General features: G+C 72.0%; 25 protein-coding genes and 2 tRNA genes. 5 read left to right on the top strand and 22 right to left on the bottom strand.

Annotated features, from left to right (window positions below):
• Nucleotides 1-62 precede the first annotated feature (62 nt).
• A complete protein-coding gene (valS, locus tag H7344_RS16880) occupies nucleotides 63-2705 on the top strand; it encodes a valine--tRNA ligase (protein WP_186347166.1) in 2643 nt (880 codons plus the stop codon).
• A 137-nt stretch (nucleotides 2706-2842) separates the two neighbouring features.
• Here the strand turns inward: valS and H7344_RS16875 are convergent, their stop codons facing one another.
• The 16 genes from H7344_RS16875 to metG all read right to left on the bottom strand — a co-directional run bounded on the left by H7344_RS16875 (nucleotide 2843) and on the right by metG (nucleotide 15955).
• Complete coding sequence (locus H7344_RS16875) at nucleotides 2843-3448, bottom strand: hypothetical protein (protein WP_186347165.1); 606 nt, start codon at nucleotides 3446-3448, stop codon at nucleotides 2843-2845.
• 181 nt (nucleotides 3449-3629) lie between these two features.
• On the bottom strand, nucleotides 3630-4913 hold the full coding sequence (clpX, locus tag H7344_RS16870; RefSeq protein ID WP_166189440.1) for an ATP-dependent Clp protease ATP-binding subunit ClpX: 1284 nt from the start codon (nucleotides 4911-4913) through the stop codon (nucleotides 3630-3632).
• Between the two features lie 86 nt (nucleotides 4914-4999).
• Nucleotides 5000-5614, bottom strand: a complete 615-nt coding sequence (locus H7344_RS16865) for an ATP-dependent Clp protease proteolytic subunit (RefSeq protein ID WP_186347164.1) — start codon at nucleotides 5612-5614, stop codon at nucleotides 5000-5002.
• A gap of 4 nt (nucleotides 5615-5618) precedes the next feature.
• Nucleotides 5619-6224, bottom strand: a complete 606-nt coding sequence (locus H7344_RS16860; protein WP_154616936.1) for an ATP-dependent Clp protease proteolytic subunit — start codon at nucleotides 6222-6224, stop codon at nucleotides 5619-5621.
• A 105-nt stretch (nucleotides 6225-6329) separates the two neighbouring features.
• Complete coding sequence (locus tag H7344_RS16855; protein WP_186347163.1) at nucleotides 6330-6839, bottom strand: SRPBCC family protein; 510 nt, start codon at nucleotides 6837-6839, stop codon at nucleotides 6330-6332.
• Nucleotides 6836-8014 (bottom strand): lipase family alpha/beta hydrolase, encoded by a 1179-nt coding sequence (locus H7344_RS16850; RefSeq protein WP_186347162.1) that lies wholly within the window; start codon nucleotides 8012-8014, stop codon nucleotides 6836-6838. The genes H7344_RS16855 and H7344_RS16850 overlap by 4 nt, the downstream gene beginning before the upstream one ends.
• A gap of 64 nt (nucleotides 8015-8078) precedes the next feature.
• Entirely contained in the window at nucleotides 8079-9482 is a 1404-nt protein-coding gene (gene tig / locus H7344_RS16845; RefSeq protein ID WP_186347161.1) for a trigger factor, read from the bottom strand.
• A 58-nt stretch (nucleotides 9483-9540) separates the two neighbouring features.
• Nucleotides 9541-9613 (bottom strand) — tRNA-Pro (locus tag H7344_RS16840).
• Nucleotides 9614-9649: 36 nt separating this feature from the next.
• Nucleotides 9650-9720 (bottom strand) — tRNA-Gly (locus H7344_RS16835).
• A 73-nt stretch (nucleotides 9721-9793) separates the two neighbouring features.
• The gene (locus H7344_RS16830) at nucleotides 9794-10885 is read right to left on the bottom strand and encodes a PP2C family protein-serine/threonine phosphatase (RefSeq protein ID WP_186347160.1); all 1092 of its coding nucleotides are present in this window, start codon (nucleotides 10883-10885) and stop codon (nucleotides 9794-9796) included.
• 79 nt (nucleotides 10886-10964) lie between these two features.
• Entirely contained in the window at nucleotides 10965-11807 is an 843-nt protein-coding gene (locus H7344_RS16825) for an Fpg/Nei family DNA glycosylase (RefSeq protein WP_186347159.1), read from the bottom strand.
• Between the two features lie 10 nt (nucleotides 11808-11817).
• A complete protein-coding gene (locus H7344_RS16820) occupies nucleotides 11818-12324 on the bottom strand; it encodes a ribose-5-phosphate isomerase (RefSeq protein ID WP_186347158.1) in 507 nt (168 codons plus the stop codon).
• A gap of 13 nt (nucleotides 12325-12337) precedes the next feature.
• On the bottom strand, nucleotides 12338-13207 hold the full coding sequence (locus H7344_RS16815) for an alpha/beta hydrolase (protein ID WP_186347157.1): 870 nt from the start codon (nucleotides 13205-13207) through the stop codon (nucleotides 12338-12340).
• 11 nt (nucleotides 13208-13218) lie between these two features.
• Nucleotides 13219-13788, bottom strand: coding sequence for an LURP-one-related/scramblase family protein (locus H7344_RS16810; protein ID WP_166189456.1), 570 nt, complete (start codon nucleotides 13786-13788; stop codon nucleotides 13219-13221).
• Between the two features lie 74 nt (nucleotides 13789-13862).
• Nucleotides 13863-14141, bottom strand: coding sequence for a hypothetical protein (locus H7344_RS16805; RefSeq protein WP_186347156.1), 279 nt, complete (start codon nucleotides 14139-14141; stop codon nucleotides 13863-13865).
• Nucleotides 14142-14158: 17 nt separating this feature from the next.
• The gene (gene metG / locus H7344_RS16800; protein ID WP_186347155.1) at nucleotides 14159-15955 is read right to left on the bottom strand and encodes a methionine--tRNA ligase; all 1797 of its coding nucleotides are present in this window, start codon (nucleotides 15953-15955) and stop codon (nucleotides 14159-14161) included.
• Nucleotides 15956-16030: 75 nt separating this feature from the next.
• Here metG and H7344_RS16795 point away from each other — a divergent pair, with 75 nt between their 5' ends.
• Both H7344_RS16795 and H7344_RS16790 read left to right on the top strand, forming a co-directional pair.
• Nucleotides 16031-16705 carry a GOLPH3/VPS74 family protein gene (locus tag H7344_RS16795; RefSeq protein ID WP_186347154.1) on the top strand — a complete coding sequence of 225 codons (675 nt, stop codon included), beginning with the start codon at nucleotides 16031-16033 and terminating at the stop codon, nucleotides 16703-16705.
• Nucleotides 16705-17937, top strand: a complete 1233-nt coding sequence (locus H7344_RS16790; RefSeq protein ID WP_186347153.1) for a DUF2254 domain-containing protein — start codon at nucleotides 16705-16707, stop codon at nucleotides 17935-17937. The genes H7344_RS16795 and H7344_RS16790 overlap by 1 nt, the downstream gene beginning before the upstream one ends.
• Here the strand turns inward: H7344_RS16790 and H7344_RS16785 are convergent.
• The 3 genes from H7344_RS16785 to H7344_RS16775 form a co-directional block, all read right to left on the bottom strand.
• Entirely contained in the window at nucleotides 17930-18532 is a 603-nt protein-coding gene (locus tag H7344_RS16785) for a mycothiol-dependent nitroreductase Rv2466c family protein (protein ID WP_186347152.1), read from the bottom strand. The genes H7344_RS16790 and H7344_RS16785 overlap by 8 nt on opposite strands.
• Nucleotides 18533-18568: 36 nt before the next feature.
• Nucleotides 18569-19930: a chromate efflux transporter gene (gene chrA / locus H7344_RS16780; protein ID WP_186347151.1), complete on the bottom strand. Its 1362-nt coding sequence runs from the start codon at nucleotides 19928-19930 to the stop codon at nucleotides 18569-18571.
• An 82-nt stretch (nucleotides 19931-20012) separates the two neighbouring features.
• On the bottom strand, nucleotides 20013-21650 hold the full coding sequence (locus H7344_RS16775; RefSeq protein WP_186347150.1) for a CHAP domain-containing protein: 1638 nt from the start codon (nucleotides 21648-21650) through the stop codon (nucleotides 20013-20015).
• Nucleotides 21651-21804: 154 nt separating this feature from the next.
• Between H7344_RS16775 and pepN the strand changes: the two genes are divergently transcribed.
• Entirely contained in the window at nucleotides 21805-24360 is a 2556-nt protein-coding gene (gene pepN / locus H7344_RS16770; RefSeq protein WP_186347149.1) for an aminopeptidase N, read from the top strand.
• 96 nt (nucleotides 24361-24456) lie between these two features.
• Here pepN and H7344_RS16765 read toward each other — a convergent pair whose 3' ends face one another.
• Together H7344_RS16765 and H7344_RS16760 are read right to left on the bottom strand one after the other, a co-directional pair.
• Entirely contained in the window at nucleotides 24457-24855 is a 399-nt protein-coding gene (locus H7344_RS16765) for a DUF5130 family protein (protein ID WP_222130795.1), read from the bottom strand.
• Nucleotides 24833-25195 (bottom strand): hypothetical protein, encoded by a 363-nt coding sequence (locus H7344_RS16760; RefSeq protein ID WP_186347148.1) that lies wholly within the window; start codon nucleotides 25193-25195, stop codon nucleotides 24833-24835. Before H7344_RS16760 ends, H7344_RS16765 begins: the two co-directional genes overlap by 23 nt.
• Nucleotides 25196-25309: 114 nt before the next feature.
• Between H7344_RS16760 and H7344_RS16755 the strand changes: the two genes are divergently transcribed.
• Nucleotides 25310-26341 (top strand): mechanosensitive ion channel family protein, encoded by a 1032-nt coding sequence (locus tag H7344_RS16755; protein WP_186347147.1) that lies wholly within the window; start codon nucleotides 25310-25312, stop codon nucleotides 26339-26341.
• 92 nt (nucleotides 26342-26433) lie between these two features.
• Here the strand turns inward: H7344_RS16755 and H7344_RS16750 are convergent, their stop codons facing one another.
• On the bottom strand, nucleotides 26434-26862 hold the full coding sequence (locus H7344_RS16750; protein ID WP_186347146.1) for an OsmC family peroxiredoxin: 429 nt from the start codon (nucleotides 26860-26862) through the stop codon (nucleotides 26434-26436).
• Nucleotides 26863-26906: the final 44 nt, after the last annotated feature.

The raw sequence follows: 26906 nt of genomic DNA, 5'->3' as shown, positions 1-26906 counted from the left end.
CCGAGGCCGCCGGAGTGGCAACCGGTTTCCGCAGGTCGGAGCGGTCGAACTAGGCTTCGCCCATGACCGAGACCCCGCAGCAGCAGGCCCCCGACACGCCGAGCGCCCCGCCCGCGCTCGCCGTACCGGAGAAGCCCGCGCTGGAGGGGCTGGAGCAGAAGTGGGCCGAGCGCTGGAAGGCCGACCGCACCTACGCGTTCGACCGCACCCAGCCGCGCGAGAACGTCTTCTCCATCGACACCCCGCCGCCGACCGTGAGCGGCAGCCTCCACGTCGGCCACGTCTTCTCCTACACCCACACCGACGTCGTCGCCCGCTTCCAGCGGATGCGCGGCAAGTCGGTCTTCTACCCGATGGGCTGGGACGACAACGGCCTGCCGACCGAGCGCCGGGTGCAGAACTACTTCGGCGTCCGCTGCGACCCCTCGCTCCCCTACGACGCAGACTTCACGCCGCCGGCCAAGCCGGACCCGAAGAAGCAGGTGCCGATCAGCCGGCCCAACTTCGTCGAGCTGTGCGAGCAGCTGGTCCAGGAGGACGAGCAGGTCTTCGAGTCGCTGTGGCGCACCCTCGGCCTCTCGGTCGACTGGGAGCAGCACTACACGACGATCGGCCCGAAGGCGCAGACCGCCAGCCAGCGCGCCTTCCTGCGCAACTTCGCCCGCGGCGAGGCCTACCTCCAGGAGGCGCCGACCCTCTGGGACGTCACCTTCCAGACCGCGGTCGCCCAGGCCGAGCTCGAGGCGCGGGAGTACGCCGGCGCCTATCACAGGGTGCGCTTCCACACCACGAGCGACCATCAATCCCAGCCCGAAGCCGACCGTTATGTGTGCATCGAGACGACCCGCCCCGAGCTCATCCCGGCCGTCGTCGCGCTGATCGCGCACCCCGACGACGAGCGCTACCAGCCGCTGTTCGGCTCCACGGTCACCTCGCCGGTCTTCGGCGTCGAGATCCCCGTCGTGGCGCACCCCGCGGCCGAGATGGACAAGGGCGCCGGCATCGCCATGTGCTGCACCTTCGGCGACCTGACCGACGTCACCTGGTGGCGCGAGCTGCAGCTGCCCGTCCGCACGGTCATCGGCCGCGACGGCCGCCTGCTCCGCGAGACGCCCGAGTGGCTCGCGGCCGCGCCCGCCGCGGCGGCGTACGAGCGCCTCGCCGGGAAGACCACCTTCTCCGCCCGCGAGGAGATGGTCACCATGCTGCGCGAGACCGGCGACCTCGACGGCGACCCGAAGCCGACGCAGCGGATGACGAACTTCTTCGAGAAGGGCGACAAGCCGCTCGAGATCGTCGCAACCCGCCAGTGGTACATCCGCAACGGTGGCCGCGACGCCGACCTGCGCGACGAGCTCGTCGCGCGCGGCTCGGACATCACCTGGGTCCCCACCCACATGAAGCACCGTTACGACAACTGGGTCGGCGGCCTCAACGGCGACTGGCTGATCTCGCGCCAGCGCTTCTTCGGCATCCCGTTCCCGGTCTGGTACCCCCTCGACGACCAGGGCGAGCCCGACTACGACCACCCGCTCCTCCCGTCGGAGGCCGAGCTCCCGATCGACCCCTCGACCGACGCCCCGCGCGGCTACTCCGAGGACCAGCGCGGCAAGGCCGGTGGCTTCATCGGCGACCCCGACGTCATGGACACCTGGGCGACCTCGTCGCTGACGCCGCAGATCGCCGGCGGCTGGGAGGAGGACCCGGACCTCTTCGAGCGGGTCTTCCCGATGGACCTCGCCACCCAGGCGCACGACATCATCCGCACCTGGCTGTTCTCCCGCGTGGTCCGCGCGCACTTCGAGCAGGGCGTCACCCCGTGGAGCCACGCGCTGATCTCCGGCTTCGTGGTCGACCCCGACCGCAAGAAGATGTCGAAGTCCAAGGGCAACGTGGTCGTCCCGACCGAGATCCTCGACAAGTTCGGTGCCGACGCCGTCCGCTGGCGGGCCGCGATGTCGCGCCCGGGCCTGGACTCGCCCTTCGACGAGAGCCAGATGAAGGTCGGTCGCCGGCTGGCGATGAAGGTCCTCAACGCCTCGAAGTTCGTCCTCGGCGGCGTCGGCGCCTCCGCGCTCAACCCGTTCGAGGTCTCCGAGCCGATCGACTGCGCGCTGCTCGGCCGCCTCGCCGAGGTGATCACCAAGGCCACCGACGCGTTCGAGGCCTACGACTACACGACGGCGCTCGAGACGATCGAGAAGTTCTTCTGGGAGTTCTGCGACGACTACCTCGAGCTGGTCAAGGAGCGGGCGTACGCCGAGGACGGCGGCGCCGCGACCGCCTCGGCGAAGGCCACGCTGGCCATCGCGCTGCACAAGCAGCTGCGCCTGCTCGCCCCGTTCCTGCCCTACGTGACCGAGGAGGTCTGGTCGTGGTGGCAGGAGGGCTCGGTCCACCACGCCTCCTGGCCCGGCGTCCTCGAGCTCGGCTCCCCCGCCGCCGCTGACGCGGCCACGGTCGACGCCGTCGCCTCCGCCCTGGCGGGCATCCGCGGCGCCAAGTCGCAGGCGAAGGTGTCCATGCGCGCCGAGCTGTCCCGCGTCGAGGTGAGCGGCCCCGAGGCGCTCGTCCGCGCCGCCGAGCTCGCCGCCGACGACCTGCGTCGCAGCGGCAAGGTGACCGGCGACCTGGTCTTCACCGTCGACGGCTCCGCCACCGAGCTGTCCGTCGCCGCCGAGCTGGCCCCGGTCGCGCAGGGCTGACGCCGGCCGCTGGTCGCTGCGGGCGGGCGGCCGTCAGCTTCATCGGGGCGCCGATGAACCTGACGGTCCCCCGACGAAATTTCGACCGTGCGCCGTGAGGTTCATCGGGTAGCCGACGAACCTCACGGCCGGCCGGCTCAAGGAGTCGACGCGGTCGAGGCCGAGGACGAGGGCGGGCTGGGCTCGACCGGACGCTCGGCGTCCGAGGTCGCGGTGGAGCTGGGCGAGCCGGACGGCGACGCGTCGGGCGACGGCTGCCCCGAGGGGGCGGGCTGCTCGCTCGGCGGGGGCGTGGTCGGTCCGGGCGTCGGCGAGGGGCCGCCGGTGCTCCCCAGGTCGACGCCGGGCGACTCCTGCTCCGGCTGGAAGGACGGGCTCGGGCCGCCGTCGCCGGCGTCCGGGTTGCCGGAGAGGAACGCCACGAGCCCGGGAAGGGAGCCGAACACCTCCACCGGCACCATCGGGCGTACGTCGGCGGGCCGCTCGGCCGGGCCGGCCGGGTCCGCGGCGCCGCCCGGCGTCGTGGCTGGCGTCGAGGCGGAGGACGGCGTGCCGGTCGCTTCGCGGGTGACGTCGTCGGAGGGGGTCGGCCGTGTGCTGCTCGACGCGGTGCTGGTCACCGCGACGGTGTCGCGCGTGCCGTCGGTCCGGTCGTCGTTGACGGTGGACTGCACGACGACGCCGCCGGCGATCATCGTCACGAGGGCGAACGCGGCCAGGGGTGCTCGGTGCTGGTCACTCACGGGCGGTCCCTCCTCCCGGCGTCTGGTACGTCGACGGACACGAGTCTCCCCCACACCGAGTGTGGGGGCGACATCCCCGATCCGTCCATGGCCTGAACGGGCCATGACCAGCCGGTCGCCGACCGATCCCGTTCCGGGGGCCCGCTCCGTGACGCCTGGGGCGCCCGCGGGTCCCCCGCGCTCAGGCCGACTTCTTCTTCTTCGTCTCGATCTCGCGGGGGACGAGCGTCGGGGCGGCCTCGCCCATGACGACCTCGCCGGTGAGGACCACCTTGGCGACGTCGCCGCGCGAGGGCACGTCGTACATCACGTGGAGGAGGACCTCCTCGATGATCGCGCGCAGGCCGCGGGCACCGGTGCCCCGCTCGAGCGCCTTGTCGGCGATCGCGGCGATGGCGTCGGGGGTGAACTCCAGCTCGACGCCGTCGAGCTCGAAGAGCTTCTGGTACTGCTTGACCAGCGCGTTGCGTGGCTCGGTGAGGATCTGGACCAGCGCCTCCTGGTCGAGCTTGTTCACGCTGGCGATCAGCGGCAGGCGGCCGATGAACTCGGGGATCAGGCCGAACTTGGTGAGGTCCTCGGGCCGGACGTGCTGGAGCAGGTCGTCGGCCTCGCGCTCGGTCTGGCCACGGACGTCCGCGGTGAAGCCGAGCGTCTTCTTGCCTACCCGCTGCTCGATGATGTGCTCGAGCCCGGCGAAGGCACCACCCACCACGAAGAGGATGTTGGTGGTGTCGATCTGGATGAACTCCTGGTGCGGGTGCTTGCGCCCGCCCTGGGGCGGCACCGAGGCGGTGGTGCCCTCGATGATCTTCAGCAGGGCCTGCTGCACGCCCTCGCCCGAGACGTCGCGCGTGATCGAGGGGTTCTCCGCCTTGCGCGCCACCTTGTCGATCTCGTCGATGTAGATGATGCCGGTCTCGGCCTTCTTGACGTCGTAGTCGGCGGCCTGGATGAGCTTGAGCAGGATGTTCTCGACGTCCTCGCCGACGTAGCCGGCCTCGGTCAGCGCCGTGGCGTCGGCGATGGCGAACGGGACGTTGAGCATCCGCGCGAGGGTCTGGGCGAGGTAGGTCTTGCCGCAGCCGGTCGGTCCGATCACGAGGATGTTGGACTTCGCGACCTCGACGACCTCCTCCTTGCTGTGCTTGCCCGCGACGGGCTGGAGGCCGGCCTGCACCCGCTTGTAGTGGTTGTAGACCGCGACGGCGAGGGACTTCTTGGCCTGCTCCTGGCCGATCACGTAGGAGTTGAGGAACTCGAAGATCTCACGCGGCTTGGGCAGCTCCTCGAGGCTGACCTCGGCGCCCTCGCTGAGCTCCTCCTCGATGATCTCGTTGCACAGGTCGATGCACTCGTCGCAGATGTAGACCCCGGGGCCCGCGATGAGCTTCTTGACCTGCTTCTGGCTCTTTCCGCAGAAGGAACACTTCAGCAGGTCACCTCCGTCACCGATTCGCGCCACGGCCGGTCATCCTCCTCAACAGTGCTGAAACTCAGGAGACGGTACCCCGTGCCGGCCCCGCGAGGGGGCCGACACGGGGTGACGCGTCAGGACGTGGCGAACGCCGGGGTCGCCTTGCGGGACTCGACCACGGTGTCGATCAGGCCATACTCCAGGGCCTGGTCGGCGGTGAGGATCTTGTCGCGCTCGATGTCGCGGCTGACCTGCTCCATGTCCTTGCCGGAGTGGGTGCTGATCATCTGCTCGAGCAGCTCGCGCATCCGCAGGATCTCGTTGGCCTGGATCTCGATGTCGGAGGTCTGGCCGAAGGTGCCCTCGGTGTAGGGCTGGTGGATCAGGATGCGGCTGTTGGGCAGCGCCAGGCGCTTGCCCTTGGTGCCGGCGGCCAGCAGGATCGCCGCGGCCGAGGCGGCCTGGCCGATGCACACCGTCTGCACGTCGGGCTTGATGAAGTTCATCGTGTCGTAGATCGCCGTCAGCGCGGTGAACGAGCCACCGGGGCTGTTGATGTAGATCTGCACGTCCTGGTCAGGGTTCATCGACTCCAGGCACATGAGCTGGGCGATGACCGCGTTCGCGACGTCGTCGGAGATCGGCGTGCCGAGGTAGATGATGCGGTCCTCGAACAGCTTCGCGTAGGGGTCGATGCGACGGACGCCGTAGGAGGTGCGCTCTTCCCACTGCGGGATGTAGTAGTTCATGCGTTCAGTCCTTCTGGTGGGCCGGACGGCCCTCGTCGGCGGCGTCGCGGGCGGACTTCACGACCTGGTCGACCAGGCCGTACTCCATCGCCTGCTGGGCGGTGAACCAGCGGTCGCGGTCGGCGTCGGCCTCGACCTGCTCGCGGGACTGGCCCGTGTGCTCGGCGATGAGGTCGAGCAGCACCTGCTTGATGTGCAGCGACTGCTGGGCCTGGATCTTGATGTCGGAGGCGGAGCCGCCCATGCCCGAGGAGGGCTGGTGCATCATGATCCGCGCGTGCGGCAGGGCGTAGCGCTTGCCCTTGGTGCCGGCGCAGAGCAGGAACTGGCCCATCGATGCGGCCAGGCCCATGCCGACGGTCGCGACGTCGTTGGGGATGTAGTTCATCGTGTCGTAGATCGCCATGCCGGCGTCCACGGAACCACCCGGGCTGTTGATGTGCAGGAAGATGTCGGCCTCGGGGTCCTCCGCCGAGAGCAGCAGCAGCTGGGCACAGATCGCGTTGGCGTTCTGGTCGCGGACCTCCGAGCCGAGGAACACGATCCGCTCGCGCAGCAGGCGCTGGTAGATGTGGTCGTCGAGGACGTTCAGGCCTGCGCCACCGTTCATCTCAGGGGCGCCGGAGAGGCTGGGGTTCTGGGTCACGTCGTCGACCCTAGCCCGCGGCACCGACACTTCCACGGGTTGTCCCCCGCTGTTCGCCGACAGCGGATTTCACCCCGCCCGCACGCCCTCCACAGCCGCCTTGAGCCGCTCGACCGTCTGGACCATGCCCTCCTCCAGCTCGTCGGCGTGCGCGGCCGAGCCACCGAGGGCGAGCGGCGCGAAGACCTTGCTCACCACGGTCAGCCTGCGCGGCACGGGGCGGCGGTGGACCACGCCGGTGGACCGTCCGTCCGGCCCGTCGGGCGACAGCTCCCAGACCCAGCGCGCGCCGCTGGAGGTCGTGAGCCAGCCGAGCGTGCTGCCCGGCACGAGCTCGTCGACGACGTTGCGGGTGGGCCACACGGCCGGGCCGCGGCGGTTGATCCCGAGGTACCACTGCCCCACCCGCAGCCCGCCCCGCTTGAGCGGCACCATCCGCACCAGCTCCGGGCTCCGGTCGGACATCCGGTCGAGGTCCGTCAGCAGGGCCCAGACGGCGGCGGGCGGGGCCTCGACGACGGTCTCGGCGCGCAGCTCGCGGTCGGGGGCGCCGGTCGAGCCGGCGGGAGGGGCGGTCACGGCAGCCATCGTCGCAGGGCGCGGTGGACCTCGGGGTGGTTCAGCAGGCCGAAGTGGTCGGTGCGCCCGACGTGCAGCACCTCCCCGCCGGGGAACAGCGTGCGCCCGCGCCGGTCCCGGCCGTACGCCGACCGCGGCCGCACCAGAAGGTCGCCGACCACGTCGCCCACCGGGTGCCGCTGCGACTGCGTCAGCGTGGCCGCCACCAGCCGGTAGCGGGCGTGCGGCAGCGGCGGCACGTCGTGGGCGAGGCCGGCGACCAGGTCGTGCACCCCGATCGAGCGCCAGTCGAGGATCCGGCCGAACGCGGCGGTCTCCGGGAGCAGCCCGAGACCGCGGCTGCCGTGGCCGATCCCCCACGCGATGGGCGCACCGAGGTGCGGGGTGCCGAGCGTGACCACGTCGGTGACCCGCTCGGTCCACGGCCGCTCGGCCTCCGTCGCCACGGCGCCGGCGGCGCGCACCACCAGGCCGCCGAGCGAGTGCCCGACGAGCGCCACCTGCTCGACCTCGACCGGCCAGCCCTCGACGAGCCGCTGCATGAGCGCGGCGAGCGCGACGCCGTTCTCGCGCAGGCCGAGCCCGGTGTTGGCGCGGAGGAAGACCGGCGTCCAACCACGGCCGGCCAGCGCCTCGCCGTACGTCGTGCCGGTGCGCTCGCGCCAGCGGTTCCAGTAGGACTCGTTCTCGCACAGGCCGTGGAGGAACACCACGACCTTGCTGGTGGCGGCGGGGAACGCATCCGCCAGCCCGTCGAGCGGGACGTCGCGGCCGCCGCTGCGCACGGCCATCGGGATCGCCAGCTGCGGCCGCTCGCGCAGCAGCCGGTCCCCGATCAGGCCGTTGACCGCGGAGCTGACGAACCGCCCGCGCGGCCCGTCCTCCAGGCGGGGACCCACCCCGGTCGCCGCGGCCTTGTCGAGGCCGACCGAGGCGGCGCGCAGGCCGGCCGAGACCCCGGCGTACACCGCACCGGCAATGCCACGGTGCACCCGCTCCGGGACGCTCGCGGCGCCACCCGTCGCGGGGCGGGCCACGGCGTGCACCCGGTCCGCCCAGGCGGCGTGGGTGTCGCGGACGCTGCGGACGACCAGCTCGTCGGCGACCTGGCTCAGCAGTGACAGCGCGTCGAGGTACGTCGGGCCGGGTGCCGCAGTGGCGTGCGGGGCGGGCATGGAACGACGATACCCGCCTGAGTGCACAGGTGTGCACCCAAGCGGGTATCGGCGAGGCGTGGGGTCAGTCCTCCTTGGAGGACTCCTCCTCGGTGGTCTCCTCGGCGGCCGGCTCGTCGCCGGTCTCCTCGGTGACCTCCATGATCGTGCCGTCGGGCTGCAGGTTCTTCAGCTCGACCACGTTGCCCGAGGCGTCCTTGACGACCGCGGTCTCGACGATCGTCGCGAGCGCCTTGCCGCGCAGGATCTCCTGCACGAGGTCGGGGATGTGGTTGTGCTCGAACATGTGGTTCGCGAACTCCTGCGGGTTCTGCCCGGACTGCTGGGCACGCCGCACGAGGTGCTGGGAGAGCTCCTGCTGGTCGACGCCGAGCTCCTCCTTCTTCGCGATCTCGTCGAGGAGGAACTGCGCGGCGACGGCGTCGCGGACGCGGCGGTCGAGGTCGGCCTCGAACTCCTCCTGCGTCTGGCCCTCGTCCTCGAGGTACTTCTCCATCGTGATGCCGGCGAACGCGAGCTGCTGCTCGATGTTCTGGCGGCGCGCGTTCAGCTCGTCGGTGACGATGCCCTCGGGCAGCGGCACCTCGACCTTCTCCAGCAGCGCCTCGAGGACGGCGTCGCGGGCCTCGGCGGCCTGCTCCAGGCGCTTGCCCCGGCCGAGCCGCTCGCGCACGTCGGCGGTGAGCTCGTCGATGGTGTCGAACTCGGAGGCGAGCTGGGCGAACTCGTCGTCGTACTCCGGCAGCTCCTGCTGCTGGACCTGGGTGACCTTGACCCGGACCTCGACCTCCTGGCCGACCAGGTCGCCACCCACGAGCTGGGTGGTGAAGGTCTTCTCCTCGCCGGCGGCCATGCCGGTCAGCGCCTCGTCGAGCCCGTCGATCATGCCGCCGCGGCCGACCTGGTAGCTCATGCCGCTGACCTCGGCGCCGTCGACGACCTCGCCGTCCTTGGTGGCGACCAGGTCGAGCACGACGAAGTCGTCCTCGGCAGCGGCGCGCTCGACGTCGGACAGGGTCGCGAACCGCTCGCGGAGCGCCTTGACCTGCTCCTCGACGTCCTCGTCGGAGATCTCGACGTCGTCCACCGAGGCCTCGAGACCCTCGTAGGAGGGGAGGTCGATCTGCGGACGGATGTCGACCTCGGCGGTGAACTCGAGGACCTCGTTGTCCTCGAACTTCGTGACCTCGATCTCCGGCTGCGCCAGCGGGCTCAGCGAGTTCTCCTCGAGCGCCGCGACGTACTGCTTCGGGAGCACGTCGTTGATCGCCTCGTCGAGGACGGCGCCGCGCCCGACCTGGCGGTCGATGACCATCGGGGGCACCTTGCCGCGGCGGAAGCCGGGGACGTTGATCTGCTGGGCGATCTTCTTGTACGCCGCGTCGAGGCTCGGCTTGAGCTCCTCGAAGGGCACCTCGACGGTCAGCTTGGCCCGGGTCGGGCTCAAGGTCTCGACGGCGCTCTTCACAGGTTGTCTCCTGTCAATCGTTGTCTCGTTCACCGGTCGGTGAGGGTGGTGTGGTGCGTCGGGGCGACAGGACTCGAACCTGCGGTCTCCTGCTCCCAAAGCAGGCGCGCTAGCCACTACGCTACGCCCCGCCAAGAGGCCCGCCGGAGGTCCGGCCGGCTCCTGAGAGCGGATGACGGGAATCGAACCCGCGTAGCCAGTTTGGAAGACTGGGGCTCTACCATTGAGCTACATCCGCACACAAGGGGGGCTTCGCCCCCCTTGAACCCCCCGAATCCTGCCACACCGGCGCGACAGTCCCCCAAACGGCCTCAGCGCCGGTTGACCACGACCACCGCGCGGTCGTCGTCGCGGGAGCCGAGGGCGGCGACGAGCTTGTCGGCCGCGCCGCGGAAGTCGCCGCGGAGCAGGCCCTCGGCCTCGCCGAGCATCCGGTCGATGCCGAGGTCGATGTCGCGCTGGGGCTCCTCGACCATGCCGTCGGTGTAGAGGAGCAGCGCGTCGCCGGCCTGGAGGTGGCCGGTGGCGGCGGTGAAGACGGCCTCGTCGATCAGCCCGAGCACCGGGCCGCTGCTGTCGAGCACCGACCAACGGCCGCTGCCGGCGGCGCGGACCACGGCCGGCGGGTGGCCGGCCGAGCGGACGGCGTACGCCCCGGTGACGAGGTCGAGGGAAAGGTGGACGGCGGTCGCGAACCCCTCCTCCCACTCCTGCTGGAGCAGGTAGGCGTTGGCGGCGGGCAGGAACTGCTCGGGCGAGAGCGCGCCGAGGAGCCCGCCCAGGGCGCCGGAGAGCAGCAGGGCGCGGGTGCCCGCCTGCTCGCCCTTGCCGGAGACGTCCACGACCACGACCTCGAGCCGGTCGGTGCCGTGGGGCCGCACGGCGACGACGAAGTCACCGGCGAACGGGGTCCCACCGGCCGACCGCAGCGAGGTCTGGACCTGCCAGCCCTCCGGCAGCGCCGGGACGCCGCCCTGGTTGAGGATGCGGTCGCGCAGGTCGACGAGCATCGACTCCCCCAGCACGTTCGCCACCCCCAGCCGCGAGCGCCGGAACGACGTCAGCAGGACGATGAAGCCCATGACGAACTGGATGCTGACCGCGCCGACCGTCCGGGCGCTGAAGCTGTCCTGCACCGCGAGGGAGACCGTCAGCAGCAGCATCAGCACGATGACGAACCACGGCAGCGTCCGCGGCCCGAGCACCAGGCTGCCGAGCAGCAGCGGCACCATCTGCGCGGTCAGCGGCATGTTCTCGGGGTAGACCGCGACCAGCACCGTCGCGAGCACGCCGAGCGCCACCAGCCCGATCGACCAGCGGGTCTCCAACGGCAGGCGGCGCCGCAGCACCGACGCGTACCCACGACGGGACGCGACGCGCCGGGCCTGGTGCACAGCCGTCATGGTCGCCTCGCGGGAGTCGTGTGGGTCCAGGGAGCCGACGCGACGGCGTCAGGAGCCGTCCGCGCAGGTGGGGGCGGGTTCACTGTACGGCGCGGGAGCGGAACGTCGGCTGACAACGCGGGCACCAGAACAGGTTGCGTCCCTGGAGCACGTCGGTGCGGACCTTCGCGCCGCAGACCAGGCACGGCTGGCCGTGGCGGCGGTAGACGTAGACCTCGCCGCCGTGGTCGTCCTTGCGCGGCGGACGGCCCATCGCCTCGGGGCTGTGCTCCGGGCGGACCGTGTCGATCCGGCCGGTGCGCACGCCCTCGGCCATCAGCACCACGAGGTCGTCCCACGTCGCCTGCCACTGCGACTGCCGCAGCGTGCTGCCCGGCCGCAGCGGGTGCATCCGGTGCCGGTACAGCACCTCGGCGCGGTAGACGTTGCCGACGCCGGCCAGCACGGTCTGGTCCATGAGCAGCCCGCCGATGGGCGCGCGGCTGCGACGGATCCGCTGCCAGGCGCGGTCGGGGTCGGCGTCCGGGCGGATCGGGTCGGGTCCCGACCGCTCCACGACGAGGTCGCGCTGCTCGGCGGTGACCAGCTCGCACGTCGTCGCGCCGCGGAGGTCGGCGTACGCCGTCCCGTCGGCGCGCACCAGTCGCATCCGCACCTGGCCGACCGGGTCGGGCACTTCCTCGACCCCGGTGCGGACGTCGAGCTTGCCGTAGAGCCCGAGGTGCACGTGCACGAACCGCTCGCCGGCGAACCCGATGAACAGGTGCTTGCCCCACGCCTCGGCACCCTCGAGCACCTGGCCGTCGACGAGCGACGCGGACTCGGCGAAGCGTCCCTGCGGGCTGCCGACGCGGACGACGCTGCCGGCGAAGGCGTCGGTCAGCTCCAGCGCGAGCCGGTGGAGGGTGTGTCCCTCGGGCATCGCGACTCGGTCAGCCCTGCTCGTGGCCGCGTGCCGACTCCGGCAGCGGCGGCAGCTCGCGGGTGGTCTCGTACGACGCCAGCTGGCCGATCCGGCGCACGTGCCGCTCGTCGCCGGTGAAGTCGGTGCCGAGGAAGACCTCGACGAAACGGGTCATGTCCTCGACCGAGTGCATCCGGCCCCCGACCGACACGACGTTGGCGTCGTTGTGCTCGCGTGCCAGCACGGCGGTCTCCTCCGACCACACCAGCGCGCAGCGGACGCCCTGGACCTTGTTGGCCGCCATCTGCTCGCCGTTGCCCGAGCCGCCGATCACCACGCCGAGGGAGTCCTCCCCCGCCACGCGCTCCGCCGCGACCGCCTCGGCGGCGCGCAGGCAGAAGACCGGGTAGTCGTCGAGCGCGTCGTAGACGAACGGGCCGTGGTCGACCGGCTCGTGCCCCTGCTCCCGCAGCCAGGCGACCAGGTGGTCCTTGAGCTCGAGGCCGGCATGGTCGGAACCGAGGTGCACGCGCATGGCCCCGATCCTCTCAGGGGACGTGCTGGCGGACGAAGCCGGCCACCTGGCCCATCAGCGGCTCCGCGGCCGGGAAGACCGACGGGTGGCGCCAGAAGCCGTGCAGCTGTCCCTGGTAGCGGGTCGAGACGACCTCGACGCCCTCCTCGGCGAGCCGCAGCGCGAGGTGCTCGGCCTCGTCGCGGAGCGGGTCGTGCTCGGCGGTGACCACCAGGGTCGGCGGGAGCGTGCCGAGCCGGTCCGAGCGGAGCGGCGCCAGGTCGGGGTGCTCGAGGTCGGCCGGCGTGGCGGCGTACTGCTGCCAGTACCAAGCGGCCTCCCGCGGGTCGAAGCCGTCGGTCGCGGTCGCGTAGGAGTCGAAGCCGGCCGTCGGGTCGAGGAAGGGGTAGATCAGGACAGCCGCGACGAACGCGCCGGGGTGCCGGAGCGCGGCGACGAGCGCCAGGTTGGCGCCGGCGCTGTCGCCGTGCACGACGTACGGCCCGGGCTCGTGACCCTGCAGCCAGCCGAGCGCGGTCGAGACGTCGTCGGGCGCGGCGGGGAACGGGTCCTCGGGCGGTCGGCGGTAGTCGACGCTCAGCACGGCCAGCCCGGTGCGGTTGGCGAGCCGGCGGGCCGAGGCGTCGTGCACCTCGACGTCGTGGAGGACGAAGCCGCCGCCGTGCAGGTGCACGACCACGCCGGGACGGGCGCCCGCGGGGCGGTAGAGGCGGCACGGCACGCCGTCCGCGTCGACGTCGACGACCTCGGCGACGTCCTCACGCGGCTCGGCGAGCGCCTCCTCGCGCGCCCGGGCCCGCTCGGCCACCAGGTCGTGCTCGTCGGACCACGCCGGCGGGCCGGACGGCTGCTCGAGCGCGCGGCGGGACTCGGGGAAGAGCATCGTGGTCCGCCTCAGCGCTGCATGAGCGCGTCGAGGCCGACCGCGATCGCCGCGGCGACGCGGAAGTCCACGCGCTGGTCGGGCACGTTCACGGTGTACTTGTCGCGCATCGAGGCCTGCCGCTCGACGCTCAGCAGCGGCTGCCCGTCGCTGCCGACGAAGTCGAAGTGGATCGGCAGGAACGGGATGTCGGTGAACCGCCGGACGAGCGCCACCGCCTGGCTCCGCTCCTGGCCGGTGCCGGCGTAGCCCGGGCCCTCCACGTGGAACGTCGAGCGCATCAGGCTGGCTCCGAAGTCCTTGCGGAAGAACCCGATCTGCTGGCCGGTCTCGTCGGTGATGTCGTAGCCCGCGTTGAGGTCGAGCTTGCGGCGCGCCTTGAACGCGAAGACCGCGCGGCTCTTGCTGGCGTCGCTGAAGAACGTCACCTGCTCCTTGAACGCCAGCCGCTTCTGCTCGGCCAGGCCGTACAGCTGCCCGAACGAGCCGTCCGGGTTCGCGGCGTACAGCTCGTAGCGGTTGGTGGTCATCGCGAGCTTCTGCTTGACGTAGAACGTCGGCAGGTACATCTGCGCCGTCATGCCCCGCAGCCTAGGGGCGGGGGCCGACGACGCCAGCCACGGCTCGCTGCTCGACCAGCGAGGCGGGGCGCGGGTCAGGCGCCGCCGTTGTCCCCACCGAGGGAGCCGGGCGTGGTGGGCTCCTCGTCGGCCGGGGCCGGCTGGAACGACACGTGGTGCCCCGAGCGGACCGCGCGGGCGACCTCGCGCACCCACGAGTCGTCGTCCAGCGCCATGCCGCGCTGCGCCATCTCCCGGCGCAGAGTGTCCTCGAGGTCGATCGAGGCGTCCTCGGTGTACGCCGTCGCGGTCGCGTCGACCGCCTGCTGCGTCGCGGTGCGCAGGTCGTCCTCGTCGGTGCGTTCGCTCGTCATGACGGCCCGGTACCCCCTCACTCGCCCGCGAGGCGGGCGAGCTCCTCGTCCACGACGGACGGGTCGAGCTTGGTGAACACCGGCGTCGGCTTGGCGACCGGGGTGCCGGCGACGACGGGGCGCCGCTCCCACCGCGGGGTCGCGGAGTAGTCCCCGGTGATGATCGGGTAGCCCGCACCGCCGTCGAGGTCCTCGACCTCCTCCAGCCGCGGCATCGGCGCCACGTCCCCGGCACCGCCGAGCGCCTGGTCGACGAGGTTCGCGGAGAACGGCAGGAACGGTGCGAGCACCAGGTTGAGGTCGGCGACGCACTGCGCCATCACGTGCAGGATCGTCGCGAGCCGCTCGCGCTGGTCATCGCCCTTGAGCTTCCAGGGCTCGGAGTCCGAGACGTACTTGTTGACCTCGGCGACCGCGCGCATCGCCTCGCCGATCGCCTGCTTCTGGCGGTGCCGGCCGATGAGGTCGCCGACCGTGCCGAAGGCCTCCTCCACGACGGCGAGCACGGCCTCGTCCTCCGGCGCGAGCGGGCCTGCGGCCGGGATCTCGCCGAAGTTCTTCGCGATCAGGTTGGCCGTGCGGTTGACCAGGTTGCCCCAGCCGGCGACGAGCTCGTCGTTGGTGCGCCTGACGAACTCCGACCAGGTGAAGTCGGCGTCCTGGTTCTCCGGACCCGCCGCGGCGACGAAGTAGCGGAAGGCGTCGGGCTGGTAGCGGCTGAGCAGGTCGCGCACGTAGATGACGACCCGCTTGGAGGAGGAGAACTTCTTGCCCTCCATCGTCAGGAACTCCGAGGACACGACCTCGGTCGGCAGGTTGAGCTCGCCGTACTGCCGGGGCTCGCCACCCTTGCTGCCCTTGCCCGCGTAGGCCAGCAGCTCAGCCGGCCAGATCTGGGAGTGGAAGGTGATGTTGTCCTTGCCCATGAAGTAGTACGACAGCGCCTCGGGGTCGTTCCACCAGTCGCGCCACCGCTCGGGCTCGCCGAGGCGGCGCGCCCACTCGATGGAGGCGGAGAGGTAGCCGATGACGGCGTCGAACCAGACGTAGAGCTTCTTGGTCGGGTTGTCCTGCCAGCCCTCGAGGGGGACGGCGATGCCCCAGTCGATGTCGCGCGTCATCGCGCGCGGACGGATCTCCTTGAGGATGTTCTGGCTGAACCGGATGACGTTCGGCCGCCACAGGCCGGTCGCCTCGCGCTCGTCGAGCCACTCCCCCAGCGCCTCGGCCAGCGCGGGCAGGTCGAGGAAGAAGTGCTGGGTCTCCACGAACTCCGGGGTCTCGCCGTTGATGCGCGAGACGGGGTTCTTCAGGTCGGCCGGGTCGAGCTGGTTGCCGCAGTTGTCGCACTGGTCGCCGCGCGCACCGTCGTACCCGCAGATCGGGCAGGTGCCCTCGATGTAGCGGTCGGGCAGGGTGCGCCCGGTCGACGGCGAGATGGCGCCGTACGTCGTCTGCTCGACGAAGTAGCCGTTCTGGTGGACGCCGAGGAAGAGCTCCTGCACGACCGCGTGGTGGTTGCGCGTGGTGGTGCGCGTGTAGAGGTCGTACGACACGCCCAGCGCAGCGAGGTCCTCGGCGATGATCCGGTGGTTGCGGTCGGCGAGCTCCTGCGGCGACAGCCCGGCCTCGTCGGCGGCGATGAGGATCGGGGTGCCGTGCTCGTCGGTGCCGGAGACCATGAGGACGTCGTGCCCGGCCATCCGCATGTAGCGGCTGAAGACGTCGGAGGGCACGCCGAAACCGGCCACGTGGCCGATGTGGCGCGGGCCGTTGGCGTACGGCCAGGCGACGGCGGACAGGACTCGGCTCATGGGTCCGATCCTAGGGTCCGCGGCCCGCCTCCTCCTGCGCCGGTGCGGGACCCGGACGGCGCTAGCGTGACCTGCATGACGCTCATCGCGGAGGACCTGCTGCTCCTGCTCCTCGACGACGAGAAGGGCACGCTCGCCGCCAGCACCTACCTGCAGACCGCCCTCGGCGGCGCGCTGCTGGTCGAGCTGGCGCTCGGCGGCGCCGTGGAGGTCGAGGAGAAGCGCGGTTTCTGGCACTCGGCCAAGGTGCGGGCCACGACCCCGACGACGCCGACCGACCCGCTGCTCGCGGCGGCGCTGGCGACGGTCGCCGAGAAGGAGCGGAGCGCACAGGACCTGGTCAACCGGCTCGGCAAGGGCGTCAAGGACGACCTGCTCGCGAGCCTCGAGCGGCGCGGGATGGTCGAGCCGCGCCGCGACAAGGTGCTCGGCCTGTTCCCGCGGACCACCTGGCCGGCGGTGGACTCCACCCACGAGGACGCGGTACGCCGTGCCCTCAGCGCCGCGCTCGTCTCCGGCGCCGAGCCGGACGACCGAACGCGCGCCCTCGTGGCTCTCCTCGACGCGCTCGGCCGCGCCCACAAGAGCGTCGAGCACCAGGGCATGTCGGTTGGCGAGGTCCGCAAGCGGGCCAGGGCGCTCGCCGACGGTGACTGGGCGGCGAAGGCGGTCAAGGACGCCATCGCCGCCTCGACGGCCGCGATGACGGCGGCCGTGGCCGCGGGCGGCGCGGCCGCCGCGTCGAGCTGATGCGAACGCACCTGCCGGGCGTCCGGGACGTGCGCCCGGCCCGACGGTTGCTGCGCGCCGCGTTCGCCCCGTTCTGGGTCGTGCCCGCCCTGTGGTGCCTGGCCTCGGTGGCGCTCGGGCTGGTGCTGCCGGAGATCGACGAGGACGTCGCCTCCTGGATGCCGATCCTCTTCGGCGGCGGCCCCGAGGGGGCCCGCACCGTGCTCTCCAGCATCGCCGGGGCCATGATCTCGGTGACCACGCTGGTCTTCTCGATCACCATCGTCGTCCTGCAGCTGGCGGCGAGCCAGTTCTCACCGCGCGTGCTCGGGACCTTCCTGGAGGACCGCGTCACCCAGCACACGCTGGGGGTCTTCGCCGCGACCTTCCTCTACTCCCTCACCGTGCTGCGCTCCATCGTGGACACCGAGACGAGCACCGTGCCGCAGCTGGCCGTGACCGTCTCCTACCTGCTGGTACTGGCCGCCGTCGCCATGTTCCTGGCCTACATCCACCACATCACCGAGGCGATCGCCGTCGGCACGATCGTCCGCCGGACCGGCGCCGAGACCCGGGCGCTGCTCGAGCGCACCCTCGCCCGCAGACCGGCCCACCCCGTCGAGCCGACGGCGAGCCACCTGCCCGGCGAGCACGTCGTGACCGCCGGGCACTCGGGCCACCTCGACCTCGTCGACGTGGCGCCGTTGGTCGACGTGGCCCGCAGGAACGACGTGCGGGTCGACGTGCTGCACGCGCTGGGCACCTTCGTGCCCAGTGGTGCGCCGCTCGCGGTCGTGCGCGGCACCACCCCGGGTGCGGACGACGACACGTCGCGGCTGGTCCGCCGGCACCTGCACCTCAGCCACGAGCGCACCCTGCAGCAGGACGTCTCGTTCGGCGTACGGCGACTGGTCGACATCGCCGAGCGCGCGCTGTCCCCGGGCATCAACGACCCGACCACCGCGGTCCAGGTCGTCGACCAGCTGCACGACCTCCTGCGCCGCGCCGCAGCGGCCGCGGACCCGGCGGGTGTCGAGGGCGACGAGGACGGCGTGGCGAGGGTCGAGCTGCGGCCCCACCGCTTCGCCGACCTCCTCGATCTCGCGGTCGACGAGGTCGCCCACTGGGGCGCGGACAGCATCCAGGTGCCGCCGCGCCTCGAGGCGATGCTCGTCGACCTTCGCGCGGCCGCGCGGCGCGAGCACCGCGCCGCGATCGAGGCGAAGCTGGCTGCTGTGGCCCGACTCAGCTGAAGTCGAGCTCGGCGTTGCGCGAGCGCTTGAGCTCGAAGAAGTGCGGGTAGCCGGCGAGCAGGACGGCGCCGTCCCAGACCTTGCCGGCCTCCTCGCCCTTGGGGATCGAGGAGAGCACGGGGCCGAAGAACGCGGTGCCCTCGATGGCGATGGTCGGGGTGCCGACCTCGTCGCCGACCTGGTCCATGCCGAGGTGGTGGGACTTCTTGATCGCCTCGTCGTAGGACGAGTCGTCCATGGCGTCGGCCAGCGAGGTGGGCAGGCCGGCCTCATCCAGGGCGGACTCGATGACCTCGCGGGTGAAGTCCTGCTCCTGGTTGTGCCGGCGGGTGCCGAGCGCGGTGTAGAGCGGCAGCAGCGCCTCCTTGCCGTGGGCCTGCTCGGCGGCCATCACGACCCGCACGGGCTGCCACGCGGTCTTCAGGAACTCGCGGTACTCCTCGGGGATGTCCTTGTCCTGGTTGAGGTAGGCCAGCGACATCAGGTGCCAGGTGACGGAGATGTCGCGGACCTTCTCCACCTCGAGGATCCAGCGCGAGGTAATCCACGCGAACGGGCAGGCGGGGTCGAACCAGAAGTCGGCGTTGGTCGTCATGACCGCAGTCAACACCGGGGATCCAGCCGCTGTTCCTCAGGTCGTCGCCAGGTGCAGTGCCAGCCCGAGGAGTGCGCACGCGCCGAGGGTGCGCAGCACCGACCACCGCAGCCGCAGCACGAGCACCAGCGCGACGGCGGCGACGAGCACCGCCGGCCACGACCACGACGACCACACGGGCAGCTCGAGGCCGAGGTGGTCCCGACCCACGCGTCGGGTGTCGGAGAAGAGCGTGTGGACGGCGAAGAAGAGCGCGAGGTTCGCGATGACGCCGACGACTGCGGCGGTCACGCCGGCCAGCGCGGCGGTGAGGCCGGCGCTCCCGCGCAACCGCTCGACGTACGGCGCGCCGAGGTAGATGAACAGGAAGCTGGGCAGGAACGTCACCCACACCACCAGCAGCGAGGCGACGACCGCCCCGAGCCACGGGTCCAGCCCGCCGGGGTCGCGATGACCGCCCAGGAAGGCCACGAACTGCACGACCATGATCAGCGGCCCGGGCGTCGACTCGGCGAGCGCGAGCCCGCGGGCCATCTCGCCCGCCCCGAGCCAGCCGTAGGTCTCCACGGCGGCCTCCGCGACGTAGGACAGCACCGCGTAGGCGCCCCCGAACGTCACCAGCGCCATGCCGCCGAAGAAGACGCCCTGGTCGGTGTAGACGCTGCGTCCGTCACCGAGCGCCCAGGCGAGGGCCACGGGCGTGACCCAGAGGACGACGCCGACCGCGAGCACCACGATGTTGCGCCGCCACCCCGGCGCCGCGTGGTGGAGTGCGTCGTCCGGCACCAGCGGCGGCGGTGCGTCGGAGGCGACCGGCGCCGGCGGGGCGCCCAACGTCGGGACGCGGCGGCCGACGAGCCAGCCGACGAGGCCGGCGCCCAGCACGACGGCGGGGAACGGCACGTCGAGCACGGCCAGGCACAGGAACGCCCCCACGGCGAGCGCGACGAGGGCCGGGTGCCGCAGGGCCCGCCCGCCGATGCGCAGCACCGCCTGCAGGACGACCGCGACCACTGCCGGCGCGAGGCCGAGGAACAGGCCGGTGACCACCACGGTGTCGCCCTGGGCGACGTAGAGCCAGGACAGCCCGAGCAGGGCCACCAGGCCGGGCAGCACGAACAGCACGCCCGCGACCAGGCCGCCGAGCCAGCCGTTGAGGAGCCATCCGGCGTAGACGGCCAGCTGTTGTGCCTCCGGGCCGGGCAGCAGCATGCAGTAGCTCAGCGCGTGCAGGAACCGCCGCTCCCCCAGCCACCGGCGCTCGTCGACGAGCTCGCGCTGCATCACCGCGATCTGGCCCGCCGGGCCCCCGAAGGTCTGCAACGAGATGCGGAACCACGCGCGGGTCGCCTCGCGAAGCGGGACGACCTGGGTGGGGCGGGCGCCGCGAGGATGCACGCAGGGATCGTGGCAGACCCGGCGGCCGGCCCGGTGACCGCTCGGCGAACGGCCGGTGACCGGACCGGCAGGTCAGGGCAGGTCAGCGCACGGTCACGGTGCCCGAGGCGCGGCTGCTGCGGATGACCTCGGTGCCGCGGTAGACCACGACGACCGGCAGCCGGCCGGCCCTGACCTTCCGGACGACCACCCGGGCGCGACCGTCGGTGACCGTCGCCTCGACGATCCGCTTGGCCACCTTGATCCTCACCGTGCCGTCGGGCGCGGCGACACCGGGCGCCGTGACGTCGACGACGACGATCGCGCGGCCCTTCCTGCCGTTGGTGCGCAGCGCGACCTTCGACGTCGTCGCGACCCGGCCGTCGGGGCGGACCGTGGTCGACGCGCTGCGGAAGTGCGGCGCGGTGAGGTCGACGCGGAGCGTCATCGCGTGGCCGACGTCCTGCGGGGTGAGCTCGTAGGTCGTGCCGGTCCCGACGGGCGTGCCGTCGCGGAGCCACGTGTGCTCGACCTTCGCGTCGGCCGGCGTGTAGGTGCCGGCCACCGCCTTCAGCGTGCGACCCGTCCGCAGGACACCGCGGACGCCGAAGTCGCGGCGCACCTCGATCGTGCCGGCGATGACCCGGCCGGTAGGAGCGGTCTCGGCGACGACCTTCTGGTAGCCGGCCGCCCGCGCCGTGACGCGCGCCGAGACGACGGTCCCGATCTGCTCCTGGCCCAGCACCAGCTGCTCGCCGGTCGCACCCGCGATCGGCGTCCCGTCGGCCAGCCACTCGATCTTGAGCTTCTCGGCCGCGGGCGTGAAGGCCGGCTGCGCGAGGGTCAGCGTCTGGTCGACCTCGGCGGTGCCGGTGATCGCCGGCCCGGCGGTCTGCTCGAGGACGCCCGGCGCCACCGCAGGCGCGGTCGGCGAGGTCGCCGACGCGGCGGCGTACCCCTTGCGCTGGGCGGTGACCTTGACCGCGAGCCGCTTGCCCTTGAGGTCCGGCGTCGGGGTGAAGGTCGCGGACGTCGCGCCCGCGACCGCCTTGCCGCCGGCGAGCCACTGGTAGCGGTAGGTCGCGGTCGGCTGCCACGCGCCCGGCTCGGCGGTGACCGGCTGTCCGACGGTGGGCGTGCCGACGACCGCCGGCGGCGCGTCGTTGACGACCGCCTTGTCGTTGAAGTGGATGAAGCCGCTGGGCCAGCTGGTGCCGGTCCTGGTGATCCGGCGCCAGTGGAAGTCGCCGCCCCAGCTGTCCTCGGAGACGATGATCTCGGTCGGGGAGACGACCTGCTCGACGTACGCCACGTGGCCGGCCGAGCCGGCACCGCCGGTGTTCTGCTTCCACCAGGCGACCGCGCCGACCGCCGGGACGTCGTCGGTGATCGACGACATCGCGCGGCCCCAGTTCTCGGCGTTGCCGCTGCCGCTCCACGGCCGCTCGTTCGGCATCCCGCTGGAGACGAGGCGGTAGGCGACGTAGTTGGTGCAGTTGTGGCCGGCGTACATCCGCCAGAACATCTGCTTGCTGACGGCCTGGTAGCCGCCGTTGGGGTAGCCCGCGTCGCGGCAGGCCTTGTAGCCGGTGCACAGGTACGTCGACGCGGCACCGGCGGGCGCCACGGGCACCGCGACCAGCCCGGCCAGGACGGTGCCGAGCAGCAGCACGACCGCCGCGAGTGGGCGCGCGGAACGGGTGGTTCGGGGCGCGTGGGACGGCTGTGACTGATGAGGCACGGGGGGACTCTAGTGGCAGAAAGTCAAGCACCGACACGCCGCCGAATAACTTCAATCGTGTAATTTTCGCGGCTCGCGCCGCGCGGACGGCGCCAGAGGCGGCGGCCGGGGCCGCGTCGGCGCGCGGTGGCCGTGCGGTGGCAGGATGCGGCGCATGCCTGGAACGAACCTCACCCGGGACGAGGCCGCCACCCGCGCCGCCCTCCTGGACGTCACGTCGTACACCATCGACCTGGACCTCACCGGCGCCACCGCGACCGATGCGAGCACTTTCGGCTCGACCACCACCCTCGAGTTCACCTGCCGCGAACCGGGGGCGGAGACGTTCGCCGACCTCGTCGACGCCACCGTGCACGAGATCACCCTCAACGGCGAGACCCTCGACCCCGCCACGGCGTACGTCGACAGCCGGATCAGCCTGACCGGGCTGCAGGAGACGAACACGCTGGTCGTCCGGGCCGACTGCACCTACTCCCACACCGGCGAGGGCCTCCACCGCTTCGTCGACCCCGCGGACGACCGGGTCTACCTCTACTCGCAGTTCGAGGTGCCGGACGCCCGGCGGGTGTTCACCACCTTCGAGCAGCCCGACCTCAAGGCGCCGTTCACGTTCCGCGTCTCCGCGCCGGCGCACTGGGCGGTCGTGTCCAACTCCCCCACGCCCGAGCCGCGCCCGCTCGCGGAGGGCACCGCGGTCTGGGAGTTCGAGCCGACCAAGCCGATGTCGACGTACATCACCGCGATCGTCGCCGGTGAGTACCACGCCGAGCACGACGTCTACGAGGGCAAGCACGGCTCGATCCCGCTGGGCCACTACTGCCGGCAGTCGCTCGTCGAGCACATGGACACCGAGGAGCTGGTGAAGCTCACCAAGCAGAGCTTCGCGTTCTTCGAGGAGAAGTTCGACTACCCCTACCCGTTCGGCAAGTACGACCAGCTCTACGTGCCGGAGTACAACATGGGCGCGATGGAGAACGCCGGCTGCGTGACGCTGCGCGACGAGTACCTCCCGCGCAGCCGCCAGCCGCGGTCGTTCTACGAGTTCCGCACGTCCGTCATCACCCACGAGATGGCGCACATGTGGTTCGGCGACCTCGTGACCATGAAGTGGTGGGACGACCTCTGGCTCAACGAGTCGTTCGCCGAGTGGGCCTGCTACTGGTGCGAGGCCGAGGCCACCGAGTTCGACGACGCGTGGACCGGTTTCGCGAACGCCCGCAAGCAGACCGGCTACCGCGCCGACCAGCTGCCCTCCACCCACCCGATCGCGGCCGACAACGTCGACCTGCACGCGGTCGAGGTCAACTTCGACATGATCACCTACGCCAAGGGCGCCTCGGTGCTCAAGCAGCTGGTCGCCTGGGTGGGTCTCGACCCGTTCGTGGCCGGCCTGCGGCAGTACTTCAAGGACCACGAGTTCTCGAACGCGACCTTCGCCGACCTGCTCGCCGCGCTGGAGAAGTCCTCGGGCCGCGAGCTCAAGGGCTGGGCGCAGGAGTGGCTCCAGACGGCCGGCGTCAACACGCTCGCGCCGCGGTTCGAGCTCGACGACCAGGGCCGCTACACGTCGTTCTCGGTCGAGCAGTCCGCGCACCCGGACTGGCCCACCCTGCGCCGCCACCGCCTGGGCATCGGCCTGTACGACGAGCGCGACGGCCGGCTGGTCCGCCGGCAGTACGTCGAGGTCGACGTCGAGGGCGCCTCGACCGCGATCGAGGAGCTCGTCGGCGTGGAGCAGCCGGCGCTGCTGCTGCTCAACGACGAGGACCACGCCTACGCCAAGATCCGTCTCGACGAGCGGTCGCTGCAGACCGTGATCGGCGGGCTGTCGAAGCTCGAGGACTCGCTGCCCCGAGCCGTCGCGTGGACCGCCACGTGGGACATGACCCGCGACGGCGAGATGGCCGCCACCGACTGGGTACGCCTCGTGCTGGCCAACATCGGCCAGGAGACCGACGCCTGGGGCGTCACGCGGATCCCCGCGTCGACCGCGCTGGCCGTCGAGCTCTACTCCGACCCGGCCGGTCGCGCCGCGCTCAAGGGCGAGTGGGAGTCCGGGCTGCGCGAGCTGCTGCTCGCAGCCGAGGCCGGCAGCGACCACCAGCTCACCTTCGCCCGGTCCTACGCGCTCGCCGCGCACTCCGACCAGGCGGTCGCCGACCTGCGCGGCCTGCTCGACGGGTCGTTCACCGTCGAGGGCCTCGCGGTCGACCAGGACCTCCGCTGGGCGCTGGTGACCAACCTGGCCCGCCTCGGCGTCCTCGCCGACGCCGACATCGACGCCGAGCTCGAGCGAGACCCCACCAGCGCCGGTCGGGAGAAGGCCGCCGCCGCGCGGGTCGCCCAGCCGACCGCCGCGGCCAAGGAAGCCGGCTGGGCCGCGATCATGGACCCCGCCACGCCGAACGAGACCTCGCGCGAGATGGTGCTGTCGATCTTCCGGCCCGGCCAGGACGAGGTCGCGGCGCCGTACCTCGAGAAGTACCTCGAGGCCGCGGAGACCGCCATCGACCGCCTCGGCTTCCACAAGGGCTCGGTCGTCCTCGAGCACGGCTTCCCCCGGCTCCTGGCCTCGGCCGAGACCGTCGCCCGCCTGGACACCTGGCTCGCGGACAACACGGCCCCCAAGGGAGCCCAGCGGTACGTCGGCGAGGCCCGCGCCGAGCTCGCCCGGGCCCTCACCGCCCAGGAGCGCGACGCCCGCGCCTGACCCGCTCGTCGCACGCGGCCGACGGCCGGCCTCCCTCCGGGGAGACCGGCCGTCGGCGTCTCCGCTGGTCGCAGGGAGACGCCCCGGCGGCGGGGCTCAGCCCTCGGACGCGTGCAGGGTCTGCGCGGGGCGGGCGTGGTCGGCGAGCATGTGGATGCCGCGGACCAGGCCGCCGACGAGGTCGTCCTCGGCGAACGCCTGCTGCATGTGCAGGGCCGCGAGCTCGACCTCCTTGTCGGTGAGCGTGCGGCGTACCCACCCGCCGGTGACGATCTCCAGCGCCCGGGCGGTGGGGTCGACGAGCACCAGGATGCTGCGGGCCGGTGCGACCAGCGAGTTGTGCAGCTGGGTGGCGAACGCGCGCGGGTCGCCCTCCGCCCTGCCGAGGAAGACGGAGAACTCGACCCGCGAGTGACGCTCGGCCGCGCGGATCGCCTCGTCGAGGCGGGTCCGCTGGGCCTCGGTCAGCAGCTCACCAGCGGGCACTGGCGCCACCGGCCTGCGACTGGTCACCGTCGGGGCCGGCCAGCTCGGAGGTCGTCTTGCGCGGGCCGCCGATCCACTGGTCCTCGACGGTGGCGGACCCGGCGGAGACGCGCTCGCCGCGGGCGATCGCCGGGAGGTACACGGCGGCCCAGATCAGCGCGAAGAGCAGCAGCGGGATGCCGCCCAGGACGAGGAGCGCCTCGAGGGTGCTCACCGGGTCCGGGTCGGACCAGCCCTCGGGCACGTCCGCGGTGGCCGGAGCGGCCAGCACGACGCCGGAGGTCAGGACGACGAGGAGGCCGGCGAGCAGGGCGGCGGCGCGACGAAGGAGGCTGGTCGAAGCGGTCACGGGGCCAGGGTATCGGCACCTCCCGACGCACCCCGAGCGGCGTCCGGTCGGATGGGTCACACCGGGCCGCGAGCCCTTCGGCAGCCCCCGGGCGACCTGTTAGACATGGCCCCCATGTTCTCCGCGTCTCCCGCGCTCTCTGCCGCCACCGACCCCTGCGAGGAAGGCGAGCAGACCTGCGACATCGCCAAGCGGTGGTTCGGCAACGACACCGTCGCCGAGGTCGCCGACGTGATCATCGGCAAACCGCTCGCGATCACCGGCCTGCTGGTCCTGGGCCTGGTCGTCCGCTGGGTCCTGCACAAGCTCGTCGACCGCCTCGTCGCGAGCGCCGAGGACGGCGTGCTGCCCGACAAGCTGACCCGGCTCCCGCGCCGCGGCCGGGCCGTGGACGTGGTGGCCGCCCGCGACGCCGCGACGCAGACGCGTCGCGTGCAGCGGGCAAAGACGATGGGTGATCTCCTCAGAAGCGTCATCACCGGCATCCTGGTCGCGATCATCGGCACGATGGTGCTCTCGGAGCTGGGGGTGAACATCGCGCCGATCATCGCGAGCGCCGGCATCGTCGGCGTCGCGCTCGGCTTCGGCGCCCAGTCGCTGGTGAAGGACTTCCTGTCGGGGATCTTCATGATCTTCGAGGACCAGTACGGCGTCGGCGACGTCGTCGACCTGGGCGACGCCATCGGCACGGTCGAGGCGGTCTCGCTGCGGGTCACCCGGCTCCGGTCGCTCGACGGCACCGTCTGGTACGTGCCCAACGGGGAGGTCCTCCGGGTGGGCAACCTCAGCCAGAACTGGTCGCGCGCCGTCATCGACGTGGGCGTCGCCTACGACACCGACCTCACCCTGGCCAAGCAGGTCCTGGCCGAGGTCGGCCGGAGCATGTGGGAGGACGAGGACTACCGCCACCTGCTCATCGAGGAGCCCGAGGTGACCGGCGTCGAGATGCTCGCTGCGGACTCGGTCAACCTGCGGATCATGGTCAAGACCGTGCCGCTGGAGAACTGGGCTGTCGCCCGCGAGCTGCGGCAGCGGATCAAGTCCCGCTTCGACCACGAGGGCATCGAGATCCCCTTCGCCCAGCGGGTGGTGTGGCACCGCGAGGACTCCCGGGCCGGCGGCCGCAGCGCCGACGAGGACGCCTGAGCCCGGCCCGCACCCGCACGGCGTACGACGTGACGACGGCCCGCCCGGATCGATCCGGGCGGGCCGTCGTGCGTGGTACGGCGGGTGCTGGGTCAGCCCTTGAGCGAGGCGTCCAGCGTGATGGTCGTGCCGGCGAGCGCCTGGCTGACCGGGCAGCCCTCCTTGGCGCCGTTGGCGGCCTCGACGAACTGCTCCTCGGTGACGCCCTCGACCGTGCCGACGACGGTCAGCTTGATGCCGGTGATGCCGGTGCCCGGGGTCAGCTCGACCTCGGCGCTGGTCTCGAGGGTGGTCGGCGGGGTGCCGGCCTTGGACAGCGCGGCGGAGAGCGCCATCGAGAAGCACGAGGAGTGCGAAGCGGCGATGAGCTCCTCAGGGCTGGTCTTGCCGTTGGCCGACTCCGCTCGGGAGGGCCAGGAGACGTCGAAGGTCCCCACGCCGGAGGACTGGAGCTCCACGGAGCCGGAGCCCTCCTGGAGGGAGCCCTGCCAGGTGGTCTGCGCGGTACGCGTCGTTGCCATGCGTCGATCACTCCTGTGCTTGGTGCGGCTTGAGGTCTGGTCGT

Origin of the sequence: Nocardioides deserti (assembly GCF_014266025.1) — a bacterium.
Taxonomy (GTDB): Bacteria; Actinomycetota; Actinomycetes; order Propionibacteriales; family Nocardioidaceae; genus Nocardioides; species Nocardioides deserti.
The sequence above is the reverse complement of the archived record's forward strand: the minus strand, read 5'-3'. Positions and strand labels throughout refer to the sequence as shown.